Origin of the sequence: Sphingomonas sp. HITSZ_GF (assembly GCF_029543155.1) — a bacterium.
Lineage (GTDB): Bacteria > Pseudomonadota > Alphaproteobacteria > Sphingomonadales > Sphingomonadaceae > Sphingomonas.
Map to the genome: position 1 here is coordinate 504,794 of NZ_JARQXA010000003.1, position 20,186 is coordinate 524,979.

Sequence of the window (20,186 nt, forward strand, 5' to 3'; positions counted from 1 at the left end):
GCAGCTTGAGCGCACTGGCGATCGCCAATGCCGCGTATGCGCAAACCGCCCCCGCCGATCCGGCGCCGGCGGCGCCCCAGGCTAGCGAGGACCAGGGCGAGATCACCGTCACCGGCACGCGCATCCGCCGCGACGGCTTCCAGAACCCGACGCCGCTGACCGTGCTGACGCAGGAAGACATCCAGAATACGTCGCCGACGAACAACATCGCCGACTTCGTCAACCAGATGCCGCAGCTGGCAGGCTCGACCAAGCCGGCCAATTCGCGCCTCAACCTGTCGAACGGCTCGGCAGGCATCAACGCGCTCAACATGCGCAACCTGGGCGAAGGCCGCACGCTGATCCTGCTCGACGGTCGCCGCTCGGTCGGCTCGACCATCTATGGCTGGGTCGACATCAACACGATCCCGCAGGCGCTGGTCGAACGCGTCGAGGTCGTCACCGGCGGCGCATCCTCGGCCTATGGCTCGGACGCCGTTTCGGGCGTGGTCAACTTCGTCCTCAACAAGAAGTTCGAGGGCCTGAAGATCGAAGCCGATTCGGGCATCACCACCTATGGGGACGGCGGCAATTATTCGGGCAGCATCGCGGCGGGCAAATCCTTTGCCGGCGGCCGCGGCCACTTCCTGCTCAATGCCGAGATCGCGCACCAAGACGGCATCTACGAGGTCGGCAACGAGCGCGAGTGGAACCATACCGGCTATGTCCGCATCCAGGACCCCAACTGGGTCGCGGGCGCGACGACGCCGCGCTACATCACCACGCGGCGCCAGATCGGCGCGTCGAACTCGACCCCGGGCGGCCTGATCACCGGATCGGCCGGTACCAGCGCCAATGCTCTGCGCGGCCTGTATTTCGGCCAGGGCGGCGCGGTGAACACCTTCAACTATGGCAGCTTCGCCTACCCGGCCTATTCGACCACCGCCTCCTCGGCGCCCAGCCTCGTCCAGGGCGGTTCCTGGCAGGTCAATGATTCGGGCACCCGCATCGGCCTGATGCCGAAGGATGATCGCTGGGGCGTGTTCGGCCGGCTGAGCTTCGAAGTCGCCGACGGCATCGAACTGTTCGCCGAGGGATCGTACAACCGCCAGGAAGTCTATTTCAACGCGGGCCCGAACCTGTCGACCGGCATCACCTACAACACCACCGGCTGCACCACCGTCCCGGTTCCGGTGACCTGCAACGCCTTCGCGCTCCAGTCGCTGGGCGCGGCGCGGCTGGCCGGCGTAACCAGCGTCACGCTGGCGACCACGGCGGCCGACCTGCCGTTCCGCGGGATCAACAATGAGCGCAAGGTGCAGCGCTACGTGATCGGCGCCGAGGGCAATTTCGATGCGTTCGGCAAGCCGGGCCATTGGGACGTCTATGCCCAATATGGCCGCTCGGACCTGCGCGAGCAGCTGCGCAACATCATGAACCTGTCGCGCATGAACAATGCGACGGCGGCGGCCTATGCCCCCGCCGGCAACGCGCGCGGCTATGCGGTCGGCTCGATCCAGTGCCTGATCAACGTCGATGCCAGCACCACCAACGACGATGCGGCCTGCGTGCCGCTGAACCGCATGGGCATCGGCGTCGCCAGCGCCGACGCGATCAAGTACGTGCTGGGCGACCCGTATCGCGACCAGGTGATGGAGCAGTTCGTCGCGGGCACCAACTGGTCGGTCACGCCCTTCGCGACCTGGGCCGGCGATGTCAGCCTGTCGTTCGGCGGCGAGGTTCGCAAGGAGAAGATCCGCGGCAGCGTGCCGCAGGAATATCAGCCCGTCGTGACCTCTACCGGCACGAGCAACCTCTGGTCGGTGGGCAACTATCTGCCCTTCACCGGCGAATACAGCGTGAAGGAAGCCTATCTCGAGACGGTGGTGCCGCTCGGCCTGGGCCTCGAGTTCAACGGTGCGGTGCGTGCCACCGACTATTCGAACTCGGGCTATGTCACCACCTGGAAGCTGGGTGCGACCTGGGCGCCGATCCCGGACATCCGCTTCCGCGTGACCCGCTCGCGCGACATCCGGGCGCCCAACCTGAACGAGCTCTACCAGGCCGGCACCGCGAACAGCGATTCGGTGCGCAATCCCAACTATACCACCGACGGCGCGAACGGCCCGGCGACCTATGGCTATTCGGGCCTGTCCACCGGCAATCCCAACCTGCGCCCCGAAGTCGCCAATTCCTGGAACATCGGCGCCGTGATCTCGCCGCGCTTCCTGCCCGGCTTCACGGCATCGGCCGATTACTTCCGCATCAACCTGGCGGATGCAATCGACTCGATCAGCGCGCAGGAGATCGTCAACCGCTGTGCCGAGGGGATCGCGGAATATTGCGCTGCGATCACCAACGATCCGGTGCGTTCGACGCCGACCCAGCCCTATCTGCTGATCCGCAGCCAGCCGTTCAACTTCGTGCGCAAGCTGGTGCGCGGCATCGATTTCGACATGGCCTATCGCATCCCGGTGGGCGCCGGCAGCTTCCTGTTGAAGGGCGTCGCGACGCGCTACATCGAGAACCTGTCCGATACCGGCATCCCCGGCACGATTGCGGTCAACAGCGTGGGATCGAACGGCGGCGGCACGCCGACCTGGATCTTCCGCGCCAGCGCGACCTATGACACGCCGAGCTTCTCGGCGACGGTCACCGGCCGCGGCATCAGCTCGGGCCTCTATTCCTCCACCGGCATCGAGTGCACCACCGCCTGCCCGGCCACGACGACGACGTCGACCTATCAGACCTATGACGACAACCACGTCTCCGGCCTGTTCTATGTCGACCTCAACCTTACGCAGAAGGTACCGTTCGGCGGCAACAAGGCGGAGCTCTTCGTCAACGTCACCAACCTGTTCAACCGCTGGCCGCTGCTGGTGCCGGAAACCGGCCTTGCCGCGAACAGCACCTATTCGGACATGCTCGGGCGCCAGTTCCGCGTCGGGTTCCGCGTCCAGTTGAAGTGATGCGAAAACGGGGAGCGCAGCCGCGCTCCCCGTTTGCTTTCCCGGACAACAAAAAACGCGAGCGGCGAATTTCGCCGCTCGCGTCGTTTTGGCTCTGAACTCTAGAAGTCGATCTTCGCGCCGATGCGGAAGTAGCGACCCAGGATGTTCGCGCCGGCCCAAGCCGGGTTGAAGCCATAGATGCTGTAGGCAGCATCCGGATCGAACGGCGGCTTGATGTTGAGGACGTTCAGCGCATTCACATAGACCGTGAACTGATCATTGATCTTGTGCGAGGCGGTGAGGTCCAGGTTCCAGATCGCCTTCGAGCGGCACTGATACGGCGTGCCATCGTCATAGGCGAAAGCATGGCTGCAATCGTCCGGCGAGCTGGCGTTCACATCGAGCTCCGCGACCTTGTACCCGCTGGTATAATAGGCCGTAGCGGTGACGGTGGTCCCACCGAACTGCAGCGTGTTCTGCCAGCTGGCGCGCCAGCGCGGCGAACCCGAGCAGGAAGTGACGTTGCACGGGCTGAGCGTGCCCTCATAGTGCAGCGGATCCGCGGCCTCACCGGTGAACGGATCGATATTGGTGAGGCGGCTCTGGTCGAGGTACGACGCTTCGAACGAGCTGACCAGGCGCAGGCCGTCGGTCACCTTGATCTTCGCGTTCACGCCGAAATCGATACCCTGCACCAGCTGTTCATTGGCGTTGGCATAGGACGCCTGGATGAAGCCGATATGCGGCAGCGCGTTCGGGTTCGCCTGGTCGGGCGTGCCCTGCGTCACGGTGAAGCCCGGAATGTTGACCACGCCGTTGTTGCGATAATAGGCATCGATCACCGGCGCGGTGTTGGTCACGCCGACGATCAGGTCACGAACCTTGACCCGCCACAGATCGACCGTGAAGCTCACATTGCGGACCGGCTCGACGATCAGGCCCAGCGTGATGTTCTGCGAACGCTCGGGCTTGAGTTCCGGGTTGCCGACATTGGTGAGGCCGACCGAGAAGGGCTGCGAGGCATAGGCATTGTTGCCGTGCGCCGCGCAGAACGTCACATAGGTCGTGCAGAAGGTACCGCCGCCGTTCGAGACGAAGCCGGTGGTGGGCAGGCCGAAGGCTTCGTTGAAGCTCGGGATGCGGAAGCCCTTCGACCAGGTGCCGCGGAACGCCACCTGCGGGATCGGCGTGAACTTGGCGCCCACCTTGGGCGAGAAGTTCTTCTGGCCGGTCGAGTAGGAGTCGAAGCGGCCCGACAGGTTCAGCTCGAACTGCTTGATGATCGGCGCGTCGATTTCGCCGAACGCCGAGAAGACGTTGCGGGCGCCCGCCGTACCCACGGCGTTGATGCCGTAATAGCGATCATAGGGGTGCGCATCGTTCTGCGGATTGGCGCTGGGCGCATCGATCGATTCATGGCGATAGGCGATGCCGGCCGCCACGTTGAGCGGACCGCCGGGCAGCTCGAACACGGTGTGCGAAAGATTGCCCGTCGCCTGCCACAGGTTCGAGACCGACACCGTCGTGCTCGTCGGCATGATATAGTCCCACACCGACTGCGCCGTGGCATTCGGATTGGCGAAGTTGAACGTGCCGCGGGCGACGACGTCCATGATCCGCTGCGGGATCAGATAGCCGCTCTGCTCGCGCTTCAGCTCGACGCGCGACGCGACGAAGTTCGCCGAATAGTTCAGGCCGCTGAGAACCTCGCCCGACATGCCGACCACGCCGCGCATCGAGCGCGCCGAAGTCTCGTCGGTGGTCGGGATATCCGGACCGAAGAGCAGCTGTGCCGTACGACCGGAAGCGGCATAGGGGTTATAGGGGTTGAGCGTGCCGTTGGCCGCGGTGCACCCCGTATTCATGCCGTTCAGCGTGCCGACGCCGGTGGGGCAGACATAGACCGGCGCGATGACGTTGTAGATCACGGCGCCGCTGCGGGGATTGGTCGGCCGCTCGTTGAACGAACGCGGATTGCCGAAAGCAAGGGTGTCGGTCTGGTAGAAGTTACCCTGCGCGAAGAACTCGTGCGATCCACCGATATTGGCGGTGAAGCGCGCCGAGACGCCGAAGCGCTCCACGTCGGGCTGCAGCATCGCATAGGCACCGGCGAGGTTCGCCTCGCAGACACGGCCATCCGCCGGGGCTGCAGCCGAGCCGCCCTGGGCGGGATCGAGCATCGCCGCCGTGAGCTGCGTGCGGGTCCAGCGGCCGCAGCCGAGCGCCGGGTTCAGATAGGAGAAGCGACCGTCGCCGATCGCTGCATCGGGCGTGTTGACCGGACGCACCACGGCAAGGCCGGGAACGCCGAAAAAGGCATTCGCCGTGCCATCGGGGCTGACGCCGTTCGAGTTCAGGTTGGGCAGGCAACCACCGCTCGAATTGCAGATCCGGCTCCAGTCCGTGGTGTTGAACGGATAGCCGCGATCGCGCGCCCACAGCGCATCCTGCTTCAGATATTCGCCGCTGAGGTAGAAGTTGAAGCCCTGCTCCTGCAGGTCGCCATAGCCCCAGGTCAGGTCCGCGCGCCGCTCACCGGCATCGCCTTCCTGCGAGATGCCGGCGGAGAGGTTGGCGTGCAGGCCCTTGATCTCCTTCTTGGTGATCACGTTGATCACGCCGGCCACCGCGTCCGCGCCATAGGTCGACGAAGCGCCGTCGCGCAGCACGTCGATCCGCTCGATGATCGCGTTCGGAATGGTGTTGAGATCGACGAAGTTGCGCTGGCCGTCGTCCGCGAGCGGATAGGGCGCCATGCGCAGGCCGTCGAACATGGTCAGCGTCGCCTGGACCGTGAGGCCGCGCAGCGCAACGGCGTTGGCGCCCGCCGCGAAGTTGTTGCCGCTGTTCCAGCCCTGGGTCATCGTTCCGGCATTGCCGGCGGAAACGCGCTGCAGCGCTTCGGAGACGGTGTTGATGCCGCGCTGCTCGAGCGCCTCCGCCGAGAGCACCGTTACCGGCGACGGCGTCTCCGCATTCGCGCGGCGGAACAGCGAGCCGGTGACGACGATCGAGTCCGCAGGTTCCTCGGCGGCGGTCGGCGCAGCCTGCGGCTCAGCGGTAACCGGTTCGGCCTGGCTGGCGGCATCCTGCGCGTGCGCCGGCGCGGCGAGAAGGATCAGCCCGGCCGGCAGCGCACCGCATAGCGCGGTAGAGCCGATCAACAGGCGATGAACTAGTGAATTCCTTTTGGTCATTATCTGCCCTCTTTGCTGGCGGACCGCCAATCTCGCAGGCTCCCTGAAGCCCTGCCGGCGGTTCCGCATTGCGCACGGCGAGTGGCTCGCGGGGCTTGCCCTTCGATGAGATTCTGCCGCCCCTGGGGAGCGACGATCGTTGGGTGATCGCCCCACGGCACTCGCCGCGCCGCGCCCGCCTTCGGAACGGGCGCGAGCCGAAACTGTGCGGGAGCACGACGCAGCACCCGCGTTTCGCGACCAAGGCCGCGCCTGTTGCGACGAGGGACGCCCCCGAAACGTTCGAGCTATTCGGGCCGGAAGCCGGTCAGCTTTCCCTCGGCATCGGCGGTAGTCCGCCAGATCATCGTCTTGTAGGCGAAGTCGAGCCGGTAGCGGCGCTCGCCATCGGGAAGTACCTCGAGCAGGCCGACCGCGCCGAGCGGGCCCATGCCGCGCAGCATCGCGCGGGCGAACGGTGAGGCCAGGCTTTGCGCCGCCCCCTTCCCTGCCGGCGCGAACGAGGCGGCCGGATCCTCGCCGGCAGCGGCATGCGTCACCGCGCTGCGGACGGCGGCGGCGATGGCGGGCCGGTCGTCGGCGATCTCCAATGCCCGGGCCGGGGCAGGCAGATAGGTGTCGAGGATCGCTTCGGCGAGCAGCGGGTGGAACAGCTGCTGGTTGGTGAGCACGACCACGGTGAGCTGGCGTGCCTCGATCCGCGCGATGTCGGCGAGCGCCGGCCCGCCGCTGTGCCCGGCGAGCGTGGCGCCACGATAGGGGCGCACCACCCAGCCCAGCCCGAAGGAAGCCTGCTTGCCGCCGGAAAGCGCGGCCGGCGTCTCCAGCATGCGGATGCTCTCCGGGCGCAGCAGCTTGCCCGCGTCCATCGCGACGAAGAAGCGCGCAAGATCCTCGATCGTCGAATAGAGGCCGCCCGCGCCATAGCCCTGGGGCGCGAAGAAGAAGTCGCTGGTCGACAGCCGCCCGTCACGCAGGCCATAGACCGAGGCGCGATGCGCCAGCACGTCACCGACGCGTACGGTACCGTCATCGGTCGCCATCGCGAAGCCGGTGCCGGTCATGCCGAGCGGCGTGAGGAGCTCGTCGCGGAGCAGCGCGGGGAGCGGTTTGCCGCCCGCCTTTTCCAGGATCGCGCGCAGCACGGTGAAATCGGTGAAGCCGTAGCGGGCCTCACTGCCCGGCGGATAGGCGAAGGGCGTCTCCATCGCCTTGGCGACGACGCTGTCGACCGTGGCGTCCCGCGCCGCGCCCCATTGCTCGGCCAGGCCGGAGCTGTGGTTGGCCAGCTGGCGGACCTGGACGCCCTGCCAGCGCTGCGGCGCTTCGGAAAACCAGCGGGTGAGCGGATCGTCGAGCCCCAGCTTGCCCTGCTCGACCAGCCGCATCAGCAGCACGCCGGTAAACATCTTGGTGACCGAAGCGAGCTGGAAGCGCGTGTCGCTGCCGACCGGCGCACTCCATTCGACATTGGCCATGCCATAGGTGCCGATCTTGACGATGCGGCCCCGCTCGATGATCGCCACGGCCGCGCCGGGGATGGTGTTGAGCTGCATCTGCCGCTTGACGATCGCGTCGACCGGATCGGTGCCCGCGCGTGCCGGGGTGACTACAAGGAGCGCCACCAGGGCAAGCACGAGCCCGCGCATCAGCAGCCCTCGGATGCCGGCTTGGCGGCGGCGCTGCTCTCCGCGACACCAACCCCGGTGTTGATCGCGGTGCTGGCGACGGCGCCGCCATAGCCGCCTATCACACCGCCGCCGACCATGCTCGCGAGACCGCTCTTGCTCGCCGCCTTGAGGATGCCGCCCAGGCCGAAACCCTTTTTCTTCTTGGGCTTGCACGGCTTGGCCTCCGGCGCGGCCTGGCGCGCGGCGGTGACCTGATCGACTGGGCTGGGTGCGGCGGTGGCCATCGGATCGCTCGGCGCCTCCTGCGCCAGCAGCGGTGCGGGCATGGCCGCAAATAGCATCGCCCCGGCGATGCGGGCAAATCTGGACATGATATTCTCTCGAAAGCGGCGCGCGCGGATAACGGGTGACGCCTGCGCAGCGTGCGCGCACGCGGCCAGTATGGGGCGACCGGTGCCGCCCTTGCCGCGACGAAACCGGAAGGGATCAGCCCAGCAGCGGGACGATCGGGACCATGGTCGGCAACTCGGCGCAGCGCAGCGACGGCTCGCGCGCCGCATCGGCTGCCACACCGTTCTTCACCAGCGTGTCGCCACCCCGTTCGGCGCCATAATAGTTCATCAGATAGGCCTGGCGCTCGACCGGCGTGTTGGCGACGAGCGTCTTGTGGCCGGCCAAGAAGGTATCGCGAACCGCCTTGCGGAACGTCGCCCGGGCGGGGTCCGGCGACTTGTTGCGGCTATAGTCCTCGCTGCTGTCGGGCGGCGGCATCTGGCCGAAGCGCGCCTTGGCGACTGCCTGGGCAAGCCCGGCACAGGCCAGGTAGCGATAGGAATCGGGGCGGTAGAAATAGCCGACGGTGCGCAGCGGCATCCAGTTCGGCTGGATGCGCGGCGAAGCGGGCTGCACCCTGGCGGGCACCGGCAGGCGAAGCCGCGCCGCGATCCGAGGCTGGAGCGCGGCGATTTGCGGATATTCGAAGCAGCGCACGACGCGCGAGTTCAGCCCCGCATAGCCTATGCCCTCCCGGACCTTCTTGAGCGCCTCGAGCTGGTTGCTGTCGTGATACCAGCCATGGAAATCGACATGGGTATATTTCGGCTTGGCGCGGCCCAGTACCTCGGCCGCGTCATAGAGCGCTTGGGTTGCCTGGAAATAGGCCTGACGCTCGAGCATGTCTTCGGCCGGCATGCGCGGCGTATCGGAGGTGAACGCGCTGGCTTCACCACGCAACCTGGGATCGGCGTGATCCATCGCCCCGAAATAGATGTTGCTGATCGCCTCCATCAGCGCCGCGCAGCGCAGCCGCCGGGCGATGACCGGGTCGGCCTGATAGGGGTTCCGCGTGGCGTTGGGCCAATAGTCCGGCGAGACAATGTGCGCCTCGGCCGCTCCGGCAGCCAGCAAGGCGGCAGGGATAAGAAAAGAGCGCATGCGAAGCCTGTCTGCCGGGGTTTGCGAGGCCTGGTGGCACGGCCGCCGGGTACAGGCTGCCGTGCCACCCACGACACCCCAGGGGCGCTGGGGCAAACCGCGGGCGCGTAATGAAGGCACGCCCGAGGCCCGTCGCATCATTGCCGGCAGATGCCGGAAAGGGGAGCGGACGACCCTAAGTTGCAGGGGCCGTCCGCTACTTCCGGATCGAGGGACGACCGGAAGGAGCACGTTGTCGATACAGACTTTGCCGTGCCGGCGGTCCGGCGGCGCGGCCCATGCGATGAGCGCGGAGCCCGGCTCGACGGGACTGACCAACCCCGCCCGTCAAGCGACGGAAATTACCTCAGATCATCTCGTCGATCAGCAATTCCCAGCCCCGCTCGCCGCGGCGCCATACGCGCACATAATAAGCGGGGTCGCCATTCTCCGGGACCAGCCGGCCATAGCTCGCGGCCAGATCCCCCGCCTCCGAGACCCGCGTGCCGAGCCGCTCCGAGCGAACGAAGTGCCGCGGATCGGGCGCCAGGTTGCGGGCATCGACCTTGGCAATCGCGTCGCGTCCCGGGCGCAGCAGATACCCGTCCTCAGCAAGCAACGGCAGCAGCGCGGCGAGCCCCCGATCGACATAGCCAAGGTCGAGCGCCTGCTCCGCTGCATCGAGGCTATGGCCCGCGATCGTCTTAGCCTCCGACGCGGCGAGAAAGGCGAAACGCATCACCGCGGCGGGGCCGACCGCGGCGGCGCCGCTGGCCAGCTTAGGGGGAAGCCCGTGATCGAGGACCCAGCGCCAGCGGCCATCCGCCCCGCGCGACCAGACGGTGAGGAACTGGCCGGAAAGCACCTTGCCGCCGTGCACCATGCGGTAGGGACCGCTGGTGAAGCCGAGATCGCCCGAGCGGGCGACGCCCGCCATGCTGGGATGCCATTCGAGCGTGAGACCCGGCGTGTCGCCCCGTTTGGCGAGATGCTCGGGCGCCGAGACCGGCCCGGGCGCGAGCAGCACGCTGTCCTGCGCGGCATGCGCACGAAAGGCCGGGGTGATGCCGACACGCGTGGCGTCGGCGGCGAAGGCCTGCTCTGCCGCGACGAGGCTGGCGAAGGGATCCTCCACCGATTGGGCATGCACTCCGGGCGATGCCAGCGCGGTGGACAGGGCCGCTCCAAGGAGCGCGGCGATGGCGCGACGACGCCGAGGGGTTTTTATATGCATGTCAGACGCTTGCCCGATTCAGAGCCCGGATTAAGCGAACTGCGATCGGGATAGTTACGATTGCGACGAAGTCAGAGACCGAGGCGCTGGACGACCTGATCCTGATAATTGGGGCCGACCTGCAGCCGGGTGCCATCGTTGAGCAGCAGGCGCAGCAGCCCCTTGCCAGGACGTTCTACGCCAGTCACCGCGGCAATCCGCACCATATGTGAACGGTGAACGCGGACGATCACGCTCGGATCGATGCGCTGCTCGATCTCGTTCATCTTGGCGCGCATGATGTACGACTTATACGGGGTGTTGAGCAGCACATAGTCGCGCGCGGCCTCGATCCGATCGATGCTGTCGATCGGCACGCGGACAGAGCCCTGGCGCCCGGGCACCCAGATGCCGCTATCATAGGCACCCCGGACTGGCTGGGCCTGGGTTTCCCCATCGGCACGCAGCTCGGTCACGATCGTGGCGAGCTCGGCCGCCCGGCCCTCCGCGTCGAGCATGCGCAGGCGGCGGCGCACCCGCTCGATGCCGATGCGCAGACGATCGAAACTCACCGGCTTGAGCAGATAGTCGACCGCCTCGACGCTGAAGGCATCGAGCGCGAAGCGGTTGAACGCCGTCACGAACATGATTTCGGGCGGTCGGGCACTCTCGCTCAGCGACTGTGCGAGATCGATGCCCGAAAGCCCGGGCATCTGGATGTCGAGGATGGCGAGATCCGGTTCGAGCGCGGCGATCTGATCGCGGGCCTGGAAACCGTCACTCGCAGTGCCGACGATCTCGACATCGGGGATCGCCCGCAGCGCGAAGCTCAGTCGTTCGAGCGCAAGCGGCTCATCGTCCACCAGCAGGATGCGCATCATTCCGCCGCCTTGCGCACCGGCACCGTCCGCAGCGGCAGCGTGAGCCGCACCCGGAAACCCCTTTCGGTCGCCCGGGCATCAATCTCGCCCAACTCCCCGTAAAAGGCGGATAGCCGCTTGCGGACATTGGCAAGGCCCACCCCGAGCCCGCCCGGCTTGGCGCCCAACGCGTGACGGCCATCGTCCTGCACCACCAGTTCGAGCATGCCGCCGGTCTCGCGAGCCTGCAGCGCCAGCTTCACCCGCGCCCGCGACGGCGCGACGGCATATTTGATCGCATTCTCGACCAGCGGCTGGAGCAGGAAGCTGGGCACCATCGCGTCGAGCAGCGCGGCCGGACAATCGAACTCGACATGCAGCCGCTCGCCGAAGCGCGCGGATTCGATGTCGAGATAGGATTGGGCGTTCGCCAGCTCCTCATCGAGCGTGATCTCCTCCTGCGGATCGGTCTCGAGCGAGAGGCGCAGGAAATCGGCGAGCTTCATCGTCACATGCTCTGCCTCTGCATTGCGCTGGGTGACGATGAGCGAAGAGATCGCGTTGAGCGTGTTGAAAAGGAAATGCGGGTTGAGCTGGAAGCGCAGCGCCGCGAGCTGCGCCTGGTGCGCCGCCTCGTTCGCCTCGGCCAGGCGGCGCTGCGTCTCGCGCATCGCCATGTCGCTCAACGTCAGCCCCCAGGCAGTCGCGTAGAAGCCGTAGATGAAGACGAAAGGCATCAGCCCGCGATAGAAGATCTCGCCGACGGGCGGCGACTTGCCCGCCACCGCGATCGCATAGTCACGGACCTGGAACGCATCGAGCCCGCCATGTGCGATCGAGATCGTGAGCGCCGCCACCATGATCAGCGGCACGCGCAGGCGGCGCGGCGCGCGGCGGCAAAGCCAGATGATGCCGACCAGCACCGCGGAAAGCAGCAGGCCACAGAACAGCGTCTGCGCCAGCAGGATCTTGTAGGCTGTCGGGAAGGGGCCACCCGAGACGATGTCCTGCGCCGACCAGAGCACAAGCGCGACCAGCCACAGGAATATCGTCAACCCGGCCGCGATCCACACGTCACGGGGCCTCATGCCGGGCGGGAGAATATCATGCATGGTTGCGAACATAGCAGAGTTTGCCTGGCTGACGATCATTTCGAACGGCGCATCAAACGGCGGAAACGGGCCAGGCACCACCGCGGCAGGCAAGGGCAGGCTTTATGCCAATTGCACCCCAGATTCGATGAAACCGGATTTCGACGCGACAAAAACGGACGGACCGACCCGGATAGCTTGTACCCGGGCCGATCCGCCCTTCCCCCCGTCGAACCGGATCAGAATGCGATCGCGAGGCCCGCATTGACGCTGTGGCGAGCGGTGTCGGCGAACTTGCCGCCGGCACCGGCGCCATATTCGCCCGAATAGCTCAGGTTCAGGCGAATGCCCTTCGCTACCGGTGCCGTCACACCCAGCGCGAGATGCGCCATGGTATCGCCGCGATCGGCTGCCTGTGCCAGCATCACGCCGCCCGAGCTCGCCGCCACATAGGAGGCGTAGGCACGGCCGTTGTTGCCGCTGAACTGATGGCGGATGCCCGCCTCGGCCCAAGGCGAGACGCCGCCCAGATCGAAGCTGACGCCGAGTGCCGCATCGCCGAACAGCGCGTTGCTGCTGTTCTTGACCACCTCCAACGCGAAGTCCGAGCTCTTCTCGGTCAGATGGTTGCGGCCGCCCTCGACGTAGGTGACGCCGACGCGCGGCGCGATCCGCAGCGTACCGAGCGAGACCTCATAGGCAGCCGACATATCGGCAAAGACCCCGCCCAGATCATAGCGCGAGGTGGCCAGGGCGCCCGGCACGGTACGCTTGGTCTTCGCCCGCGACAGGTCGTAGCCGACCAGGCCGCGCAGCGCGAGGCCGCCGATCTCGCCGCTCGCAGAGACGCCGAGCTGCATGCCGTCCAGATCGGTGCTGGCACCGAAATTCTCCAGCGTCTGGTTGGTCGCGAGCGTGCTGACGAACGCACTCACCCGGGCATTCTCGGAGAAGCCATAGCCAAGCCCGCCGAGCAGGCCGCGGCTGTCGCTGCGCAGGTCATGCGCACCGGTACCGGCGTTCCCGGCGAGAGCACCCTCCTGATACAGGCCCTGGGCGAAGCCGTAGAAGCCGATATGGCCCTTGCTGCCGTTCTCGAGCGTCCGCATCGCGTCGACCACGGCGAGCCCGGTGTCGATGCTGGCCTGATCGGCCGCGGCAAAGGCTTCCGGCGAGAGCGCGGCGAAGCCGGCGGCGCGCGAAGTGCCGTTGGTCTCGACCAGCGCCGGCAGCGCATTGGTGAAGGCCTGGACCATCTGGCTGCCGCCGAGCACGGCATTGGCGTAGCGGATCGAGTCCTGGACGTTGGTGCCGAACCCGGTGCCGTTCTGGAACTCGCCCACCAGCTGGATGCGGTTGCCGCGCGTCACCACGAAGCCGAATACCGTCTCCGACTTGTTGATCGTGGTGAAGCCGCCGGTGATGCCACCCTGCGCCACCACCAGATCGAGCGCCCCGCCCGGGGTGGACTGGAGGATACCGGTGATGTCCAGCGTCGCGCCGTTCTGGATGGTCATCGTGCCCGAGATGTTCAGGCGGTCGCTGACCGTCGGCGACATTTCCAGCAGCAGGTTCGAGCCGTTGGTGAACAGGACGTTCCCGTTGACCGTCATCGTGCCCGGCGAAGCGCCCGGCGACAGCGTGCCGCGCACTTCGATATTGGCGTTGACGGTGCCGGCGGTGCCGAAGGTTGCGCCCTGGCCGACCACCAGCGTCTTGGCCGAGGTGATCGTGGTGCTCGCCTGGCCGATCAGGCGGCCGCCGGTGACCGAGATCGTGTCATAGCTGACATTGCCGGTGAGCGAGACGACGCCGCCGGCGACGTTGAGAGCCTCGAAATCGGCATAGCCCTGGCCGTTCCACGCAGTCGGCGCAGCATAGGTGCCCGCCGTGTTGAACTCGAGCGTATCATAGCCGGTGCCGCCGCTCGCGGTGCCGGTGATCGCACCGGTATGGCCCAGGGTAAGACGATCATTGCCCGCCCCCAGTGCGACATTGCCCGCCAGCACGCCCTGCACGTTGAGAATGTTGGCGCCGTCATTGCCGTTGAGCGTAGGCACGGTGAGCGTCGAGCCGGCAGCGACCGTCAGCTTGGCGCCGAACAGGTCGACCACGTCGAAGCTGGCATCGCGATCGACGATCAGCTCGCCGGCATCGCCCGATTCCAGCTCCTCGAAGCCGGTGGCGTTGACGCTGCTCAGCTTGCGGGTGGTGCCCACTGCCTGGTTGAGCACCAGCCGGTCGATGCCGTCGCCGCCATCGATCGCGCCGCTCAGCGTGGCGCCGCTGGCCAGCGTCAGCACGTTGTTCGCCGCGCCGAAATTGGTCTCGTTCGCGGTGATCGTGCTGCCTGCCGCGACGGTCAGGTCACCGTCCTCGACCGAGATGGTCTGGAAGGTGCCGTTGCCGCTGATCGCCAGCGTGCCGGCACCGTTCGCCACGATGTCCTCGAAGTTGAGGATCCTGGCAGTGGACAGCGTCGAAGTCTGGTCGGCGAGCGTGGTGAACACCAACGCGTCATGCCCGGCGCCGCCGTTGACGGTGCCCAGGATCGAGCCGCCCTCGACGATCAGCGTGTTGTCATGCTCGTCGAAGTTGAGCGTCTGGTCGACGCCGATCGTGGCGCCCAGCGTGAGCGTCGAACCGCCCGCGACGTTGATCGTCTCGAAGCTGGTGATGCCTTCGGCGATCTTCGAGTCACCGGTGAGGTTGAGGTTGAGCACGTCGTTGCCGGCGCCGCCGTCGAGCCCGCCCGAAAGCAGGCCGTTCAGGCTCATCGTCAGCGAATCGTCGCCGCCGCCGAGCGATACGCCGCCGGTAAGCGCGGTGTTGAGGATCACCGACTGCGAGTTGTCATCACCGATGATGTTGCCGATATGGTGATCACCGCTGCCCGGATTGAGCGTGAGGTCCGCGCCATTGCGCAACGTCACCGTGTCGAAGTCCTGATCCATCGCGAGCGTCAGGCGGGCGTTGCCGGATATGTCGAGGGATTCGAAATTCGTGACGTTGGGGAGATCACTGCTGTCCTGTGTGATCTCGAAAGCGACGGTATCGCTGCCATCGCCGCCGTCGATCAGGCCGGTGGCGGTGCCGCCGGTGAGAACGAGGCGGTCATCCCCCGCGCCGAGGTTGATATTGCCCTCGACCACGCCGCCCGCACCCAGGGTGACGGTGTCGTTGCCGCCGCCCATGTCGAGCCCGCCGCCGATCGTGCCGAACACGCTGACCGATTCCGCCGCGTCCGAACCCGACAGCGCCGTCGCACCCTGGGTCTGGAAGCGGGTGCCGGCCGCGACCGTCACGTTCGAGCCGGCCATGACCAGCGTCTCGAGATCGGTGGTGCCGCGGATGGTGATCGAGCCCGTGCCGCGCTGGCTCAGCGTCTCGAACTGGCGGAACTGGTCGAAATCGACCGTGCCGCCGCCATTCACATCGACGAGCAGCGTATCGTTGCCGGTGCCGCCATAGGCGGTGCCGGTGAAGGTGCCCGACGCGGCATAGACGAAGGTGTCGTCGCCCGAGCCGAGGCGCAGATCGCCCTGGAGCGTGCCGTAATTCTCGAACACGTCATCGCCATCCGCGAGATCGACATTGCCGATGATCGTGCCGCCGGCGAGGTTGCGGATCTTGTCGGTGGTGTTGATCGTCTGGATGCCGCCGGCAACGACATAGGTGTCGCCCTCCTCGTCACCGTCGATCGGCGCATCGAGATCGACATTGCCGGCATCGAAGTTGCGGCTGCCCTCCAGCACCGTATCGGCGCCGCCGCGGATCGTGCCGAGATTGTCGAGCTCGAACAGGCGCAGCGCCGCGTCGACGCTGGTGCTGCCATAGCCTTCGTCGTCGAGGCCGGCGACGAGCAGCGCGACCGAATTGCCACCGGTCGCCTCGATCGTGCCGCCCGCCGCATTGGTCAAGCGGGCAAGGCCGTAATCGCCGAGCAGCCCGACGAACGCGCCGCTGGCGAGGCCATATTCGTCGCCGCCACCATTGGCGCTGATCTTGCCGCTATTGGTGAGCGTGCCGACCAGCACCGGCTCGGGATCGATGCAATCCTCTTCAGCGAGGCCGCCGAACGCCGTGAGCAGCAGGCCGGTGCCACCATGGCCCGTCGCCTGGATGGTGCCGCTGTTGGTCACGTCGAAGGCGTTGCCGCGCACCTGGGCACCCGCGGCATAGTTGGAGGCCGCCGAGATCGTGCCGCTGTTGCCGAGCTTGATCGTGCCATATTCGCTGTAGAGGTCGACTGCGTTGTAGCCATCGGCGCCCGAGCTGATCTGGCCGGTGTTCGACAGATCGATGCTGTTGCCGGTCTCGTCGGTACCTTCGTTGAAGATGACGACGGCGCGGTCGCCGGTCGAAGTGATGGCGCCGCTGTTGGTCATCTTGAACGCGCCGTTGCCGTAATTGTCGATATAGACGCCGACGTTGCGCGCGGTGATCGCCGCGGTGTTGAGGAAGCTCTTCAGCGTGTTCGCGCCATAGATGCCCGCGACCGCGCTGGTGATCGTGCCGTTATTGACGAAATCGAGGCTGGCTTCGCCGCGCGGATCGGTTGCGTCGATCGCGGCATAGGCCTCGCCCTCGTCGGCGATGTCGAAGCTGGCGTTGTTGGTCACCTTGCCATCGCCGAGGATGCGCAGGCCGGCAGCCTGGGTCGTGGCGGACGTGACGGTGACCTCGGTGGCCGCGCCGCTCGCCTCGACACCGTGCATCTCGAAGCTGTTGCCGAGCACGTTGGTGGCGAGATCGAAGGTGCCGCTGCTGGTGAAGGAGCGGCCATAGGCATCGACGCCGTCGCCGCCGGTCACCGTGCCGCTCACGTCGAGCGCGGCGCCGTTGCGGGTGAGCACGGTGTCATTGCCGTCGCCCATGTCGAGATTGCCGGTGACCTTGCCGCCGGTCGCGACATAGAGATCCTCGCCGCCGCCGAGCAGGACATGGCCGGTGATCGTGCCGGCATTCTCGACGATGTCGTTGCCGTCGCCGCCGGCGATCGCCGCACCGGCGGTGCCGATCGTGTTGCTGCTGACATGGCCCTGGATGGAGCCGGTGGCGCCGTTGACGATGCGGTTCACGCCATAGCCGGTCGTCTCGATCGCATTGCCATGGGCGCTGGTGATGATGCCGTTGTTATAGACCGTCGAATTGTCCATCCGGATGCCGGTGCCCTGCATGGTCACCATGCCCTTGCCCAAGCCGGAATTGTCGTTGGTGAAGAAGCTGTCGACCATGTCGACGCCGGTGCCGAAATTGGCCGAGCTGGCGCCCTTCGAATCTTCCCAGATCGACGCGCGATTGAGGATCGTGCTGCCGGTGGCATCGAGCAGCGTGCCGGCACCGGTGCCGCCCTTGCGCAGGTTGGTGCTGGCCGAAAGCAGCACTTCGGTGCCGTAGCCGGTCTTGAGCGCGGTGCCGCTGTCGATGTCGATGCCGCCCTTGCCGGCGAGCAGCTCGACGCGACGAGCATAGGTGGCATCGACCGAGACATCGGCGCCGCCGCCATGGACGCTGGCGGCGATCACGAGATCGAGGCCGTTGCTGTTGTCGCCGAACTCGCTCGCGGTCGAGCTCTGCTCGACGACGATCGACGGCCGGTGATAGCCGCCATTGTTGAAGGTCATGTCGACCACGACGCGGCCATCGCCGGCAAGGCGGAGCAGGCCGTTATAGCTCTGGTGACCGTCGCCGGTGCGATCGAGCGGCCCCTGGAGGGTGAGCACCGTATCGGCGCCCGCAGCCTCGTAGATCGTGCCGCCGGTGAAGCCGGTGGCGTTGTTCTGGAGCACCGAGAAGGTCTGGGTGCTGCCGGCACGCGCCTGGAGGATGTTGTTGCCCGCGCCCATGTCGACGCTGCCCGAGACCAGGCCGCTGGTATCGACGCTGCCGTCCTGCTTCAGGCGGCCGAGATCGACGACGAGCTTGTCGTCGCCCGCGCCGGTCGAGAGATCGCCCTGGATCGTGCTGCCCTCGGCGAGCCAGACCATGTCATTGCCGGCGCCGGTGACGACGTCGCCGACGATCGTGCCCTTGTTGGCGATATTGGCGCCCGGGTAACCAGCCTCGCCCGCAAACTCGACGGCGGCGCCGGTGCCGGCCTGGATGTCGCCTTCGTTGATCAGGGTGCTCGCGCCGTAATATGGGTTGCTCAGGCCGCGCACCGCAGCGATGGCGCCCGTGCCGGCGATCGAGCCGCGATTGGTGAGCGACGCGCCGCCCTCCATCAGCACCGCCTGCGCGGCGCGGATGGTGCCGCCGGTATCGTTCAGGAAGCTGGCATAGGGGTTCGACAGGAACAGGCCGACACCGTCCTCGACATCGCTGGTGATCGTTCCGCTATTGTGGCCGCTCCCTTCGACGACGACGGCCACATCGACCGCATCGGACGCGTGGATCGTCCCGCGATTGTCGAAGCCATATTCGCCTTCCGCGAAGGTGAAGCCGCTCGCGCCGATGCCGTAGGAGACCGTACCCGAAAGGTTGATCGTCGCGCCCGTATCGTTGACGAACCGGCTGTCGAAGTCGGTGGCGTCGATCAGCAGATAGGGCTTGTCAGCGCCCTCCACGCCGGTGAAGTTGAGCGTGCCGCGGTTGATGAAGGTCAGCGGGCCGGAATTGTCGGCATATTCGCTGAACGAACTGAGCGTCAGCCCGGCATCGTCGCCGCTATAGGTGATGTCGGCGTTGCTGGTGACGGTGCCCGGCCCCGAAATATCGAGGCCAGCGGTCAGCTGCTCCGGCGCGATGGTGACTTCGAGATTGCAGCCGCACAGGTCGAGCCCGTAGCGCTCGAAGCCGGTGGGGAGCGCGCCGAACGCGATCGTGCCCGAGCCGGTCATGCGGAAGCCGTAGGTATCGACGCCTTCGCCGCCGTCGATCCCGCCTTCCGGCAGCGCCGCAATGCCCGAGGCATTGGCTTCACGCCAGAAATGGTCGGCGCCGCCGCCCATGTTGACGGCACCGGTGACGGCGCCGCCGACACGCTGGTAGAAGCTGTCGTCATATTGGCCGAGCGCAACATCGCCCTCGATCCGGCCGGCATTCTCGACATAGCCGTGATCGGTGACTGCGATCGCGACGTCGCCGGCGCTGCGGATCACGCCGCCCGCCGCGTTGTTCAGGGTGAGATAGTCGGCCGCGATCGCCGGGGAGGTGCCCCGCGCCTCGATCACGCCGCTGTTGTCGATCTCGGCGCTTTCGGTGGCGATCGCCGCGCTGGTGGCGGAGTTGTTGGCAATGGTGCCGCGATTGTCGAGGTCGAGATAGGTGCTGCGGATCGCCGAGGCATCGCCCGCCTCGATCGTGCCGCCATTCGCGCCGTCGAACTGATAGACGTCGATGCCGCCCTCGATGCGGGCGCCGGCGCGGTTCTGGAGCTGCAATGTCGCCATGCGGGCGCGCACCGCGGGGCCATCGGTCCCGCGCATCAGACCGGCATTGTCGACCTTGATATAGTTGCCGTCGTCATCGCCCTGGCGGATCGCATTGCCACCGGCCAGCGTGCCGGACTTGCCGATCTTGACGTCGAGGCGCTGCGCATCGCCGAGCAGCACGGCGGGGCCTTGCGACAGGGCCGTGCCGTTGACGATCAGCCTGCCGCCGAGGTCGAACCGCAGCGCCGCATCCTCGGTCGCCTGGCTGCCGACGGTCGCGCCCGGCTGCACGGTGACGGTGCCGTTCGGCACGGTCATCACGAACGGATCGGAGGCGCCCGAGCAGACCACCTGCGCCCCCTCGGCGGCGCACTGCGCCTGCGCGCTCGTCGTCGACAGCGCGATCGCGAGCGTCGCGGCGCCGACGAACAGCGCGGTGCGACGCTTCACGCCGGGAAGGGTACGGAGGGGGTAA

The 20,186-nt window shown here is 66.8% G+C and carries 9 protein-coding genes; 1 reads left to right on the forward strand and 8 read right to left on the reverse strand.

Annotation, left to right across the window (positions count from 1 at the left end; translation table 11 throughout):
• Positions 1 to 5: 5 nt before the first annotated feature.
• The gene (locus tag P6144_RS11185) at positions 6 to 2,948 is read left to right on the forward strand and encodes a TonB-dependent receptor (RefSeq protein ID WP_277767839.1); all 2,943 of its coding nucleotides are present in this window, start codon (positions 6 to 8) and stop codon (positions 2,946 to 2,948) included.
• A 101-nt stretch (positions 2,949 to 3,049) separates the two neighbouring features.
• Here P6144_RS11185 and P6144_RS11190 read toward each other — a convergent pair whose 3' ends face one another.
• From P6144_RS11190 to P6144_RS11225, 8 genes are all read right to left on the reverse strand, one after another.
• On the reverse strand, positions 3,050 to 6,127 hold the full coding sequence (locus P6144_RS11190) for a TonB-dependent receptor (protein WP_277767840.1): 3,078 nt from the start codon (positions 6,125 to 6,127) through the stop codon (positions 3,050 to 3,052).
• A 287-nt stretch (positions 6,128 to 6,414) separates the two neighbouring features.
• Positions 6,415 to 7,776, reverse strand: coding sequence for a serine hydrolase domain-containing protein (locus tag P6144_RS11195; protein ID WP_277767841.1), 1,362 nt, complete (start codon positions 7,774 to 7,776; stop codon positions 6,415 to 6,417).
• On the reverse strand, positions 7,776 to 8,084 hold the full coding sequence (locus P6144_RS11200) for a hypothetical protein (protein WP_277767842.1): 309 nt from the start codon (positions 8,082 to 8,084) through the stop codon (positions 7,776 to 7,778). The genes P6144_RS11195 and P6144_RS11200 overlap by 1 nt, the downstream gene beginning before the upstream one ends.
• 160 nt (positions 8,085 to 8,244) lie before the next feature.
• Positions 8,245 to 9,192 carry a hypothetical protein gene (locus tag P6144_RS11205; RefSeq protein ID WP_277767843.1) on the reverse strand — a complete coding sequence of 316 codons (948 nt, stop codon included), beginning with the start codon at positions 9,190 to 9,192 and terminating at the stop codon, positions 8,245 to 8,247.
• A gap of 346 nt (positions 9,193 to 9,538) precedes the next feature.
• Entirely contained in the window at positions 9,539 to 10,321 is a 783-nt protein-coding gene (locus tag P6144_RS11210; protein ID WP_277767844.1) for a hypothetical protein, read from the reverse strand.
• Positions 10,322 to 10,476: 155 nt separating this feature from the next.
• Complete coding sequence (locus P6144_RS11215) at positions 10,477 to 11,265, reverse strand: LytTR family DNA-binding domain-containing protein (RefSeq protein ID WP_277767845.1); 789 nt, start codon at positions 11,263 to 11,265, stop codon at positions 10,477 to 10,479.
• A complete protein-coding gene (locus tag P6144_RS11220) occupies positions 11,262 to 12,332 on the reverse strand; it encodes a histidine kinase (RefSeq protein ID WP_277767846.1) in 1,071 nt (356 codons plus the stop codon). Before P6144_RS11220 ends, P6144_RS11215 begins: the two co-directional genes overlap by 4 nt.
• A 242-nt stretch (positions 12,333 to 12,574) precedes the next feature.
• Positions 12,575 to 20,161 carry an autotransporter outer membrane beta-barrel domain-containing protein gene (locus P6144_RS11225; RefSeq protein ID WP_277767847.1) on the reverse strand — a complete coding sequence of 2,529 codons (7,587 nt, stop codon included), beginning with the start codon at positions 20,159 to 20,161 and terminating at the stop codon, positions 12,575 to 12,577.
• Between the last annotated feature and the right edge of the window lie 25 nt (positions 20,162 to 20,186).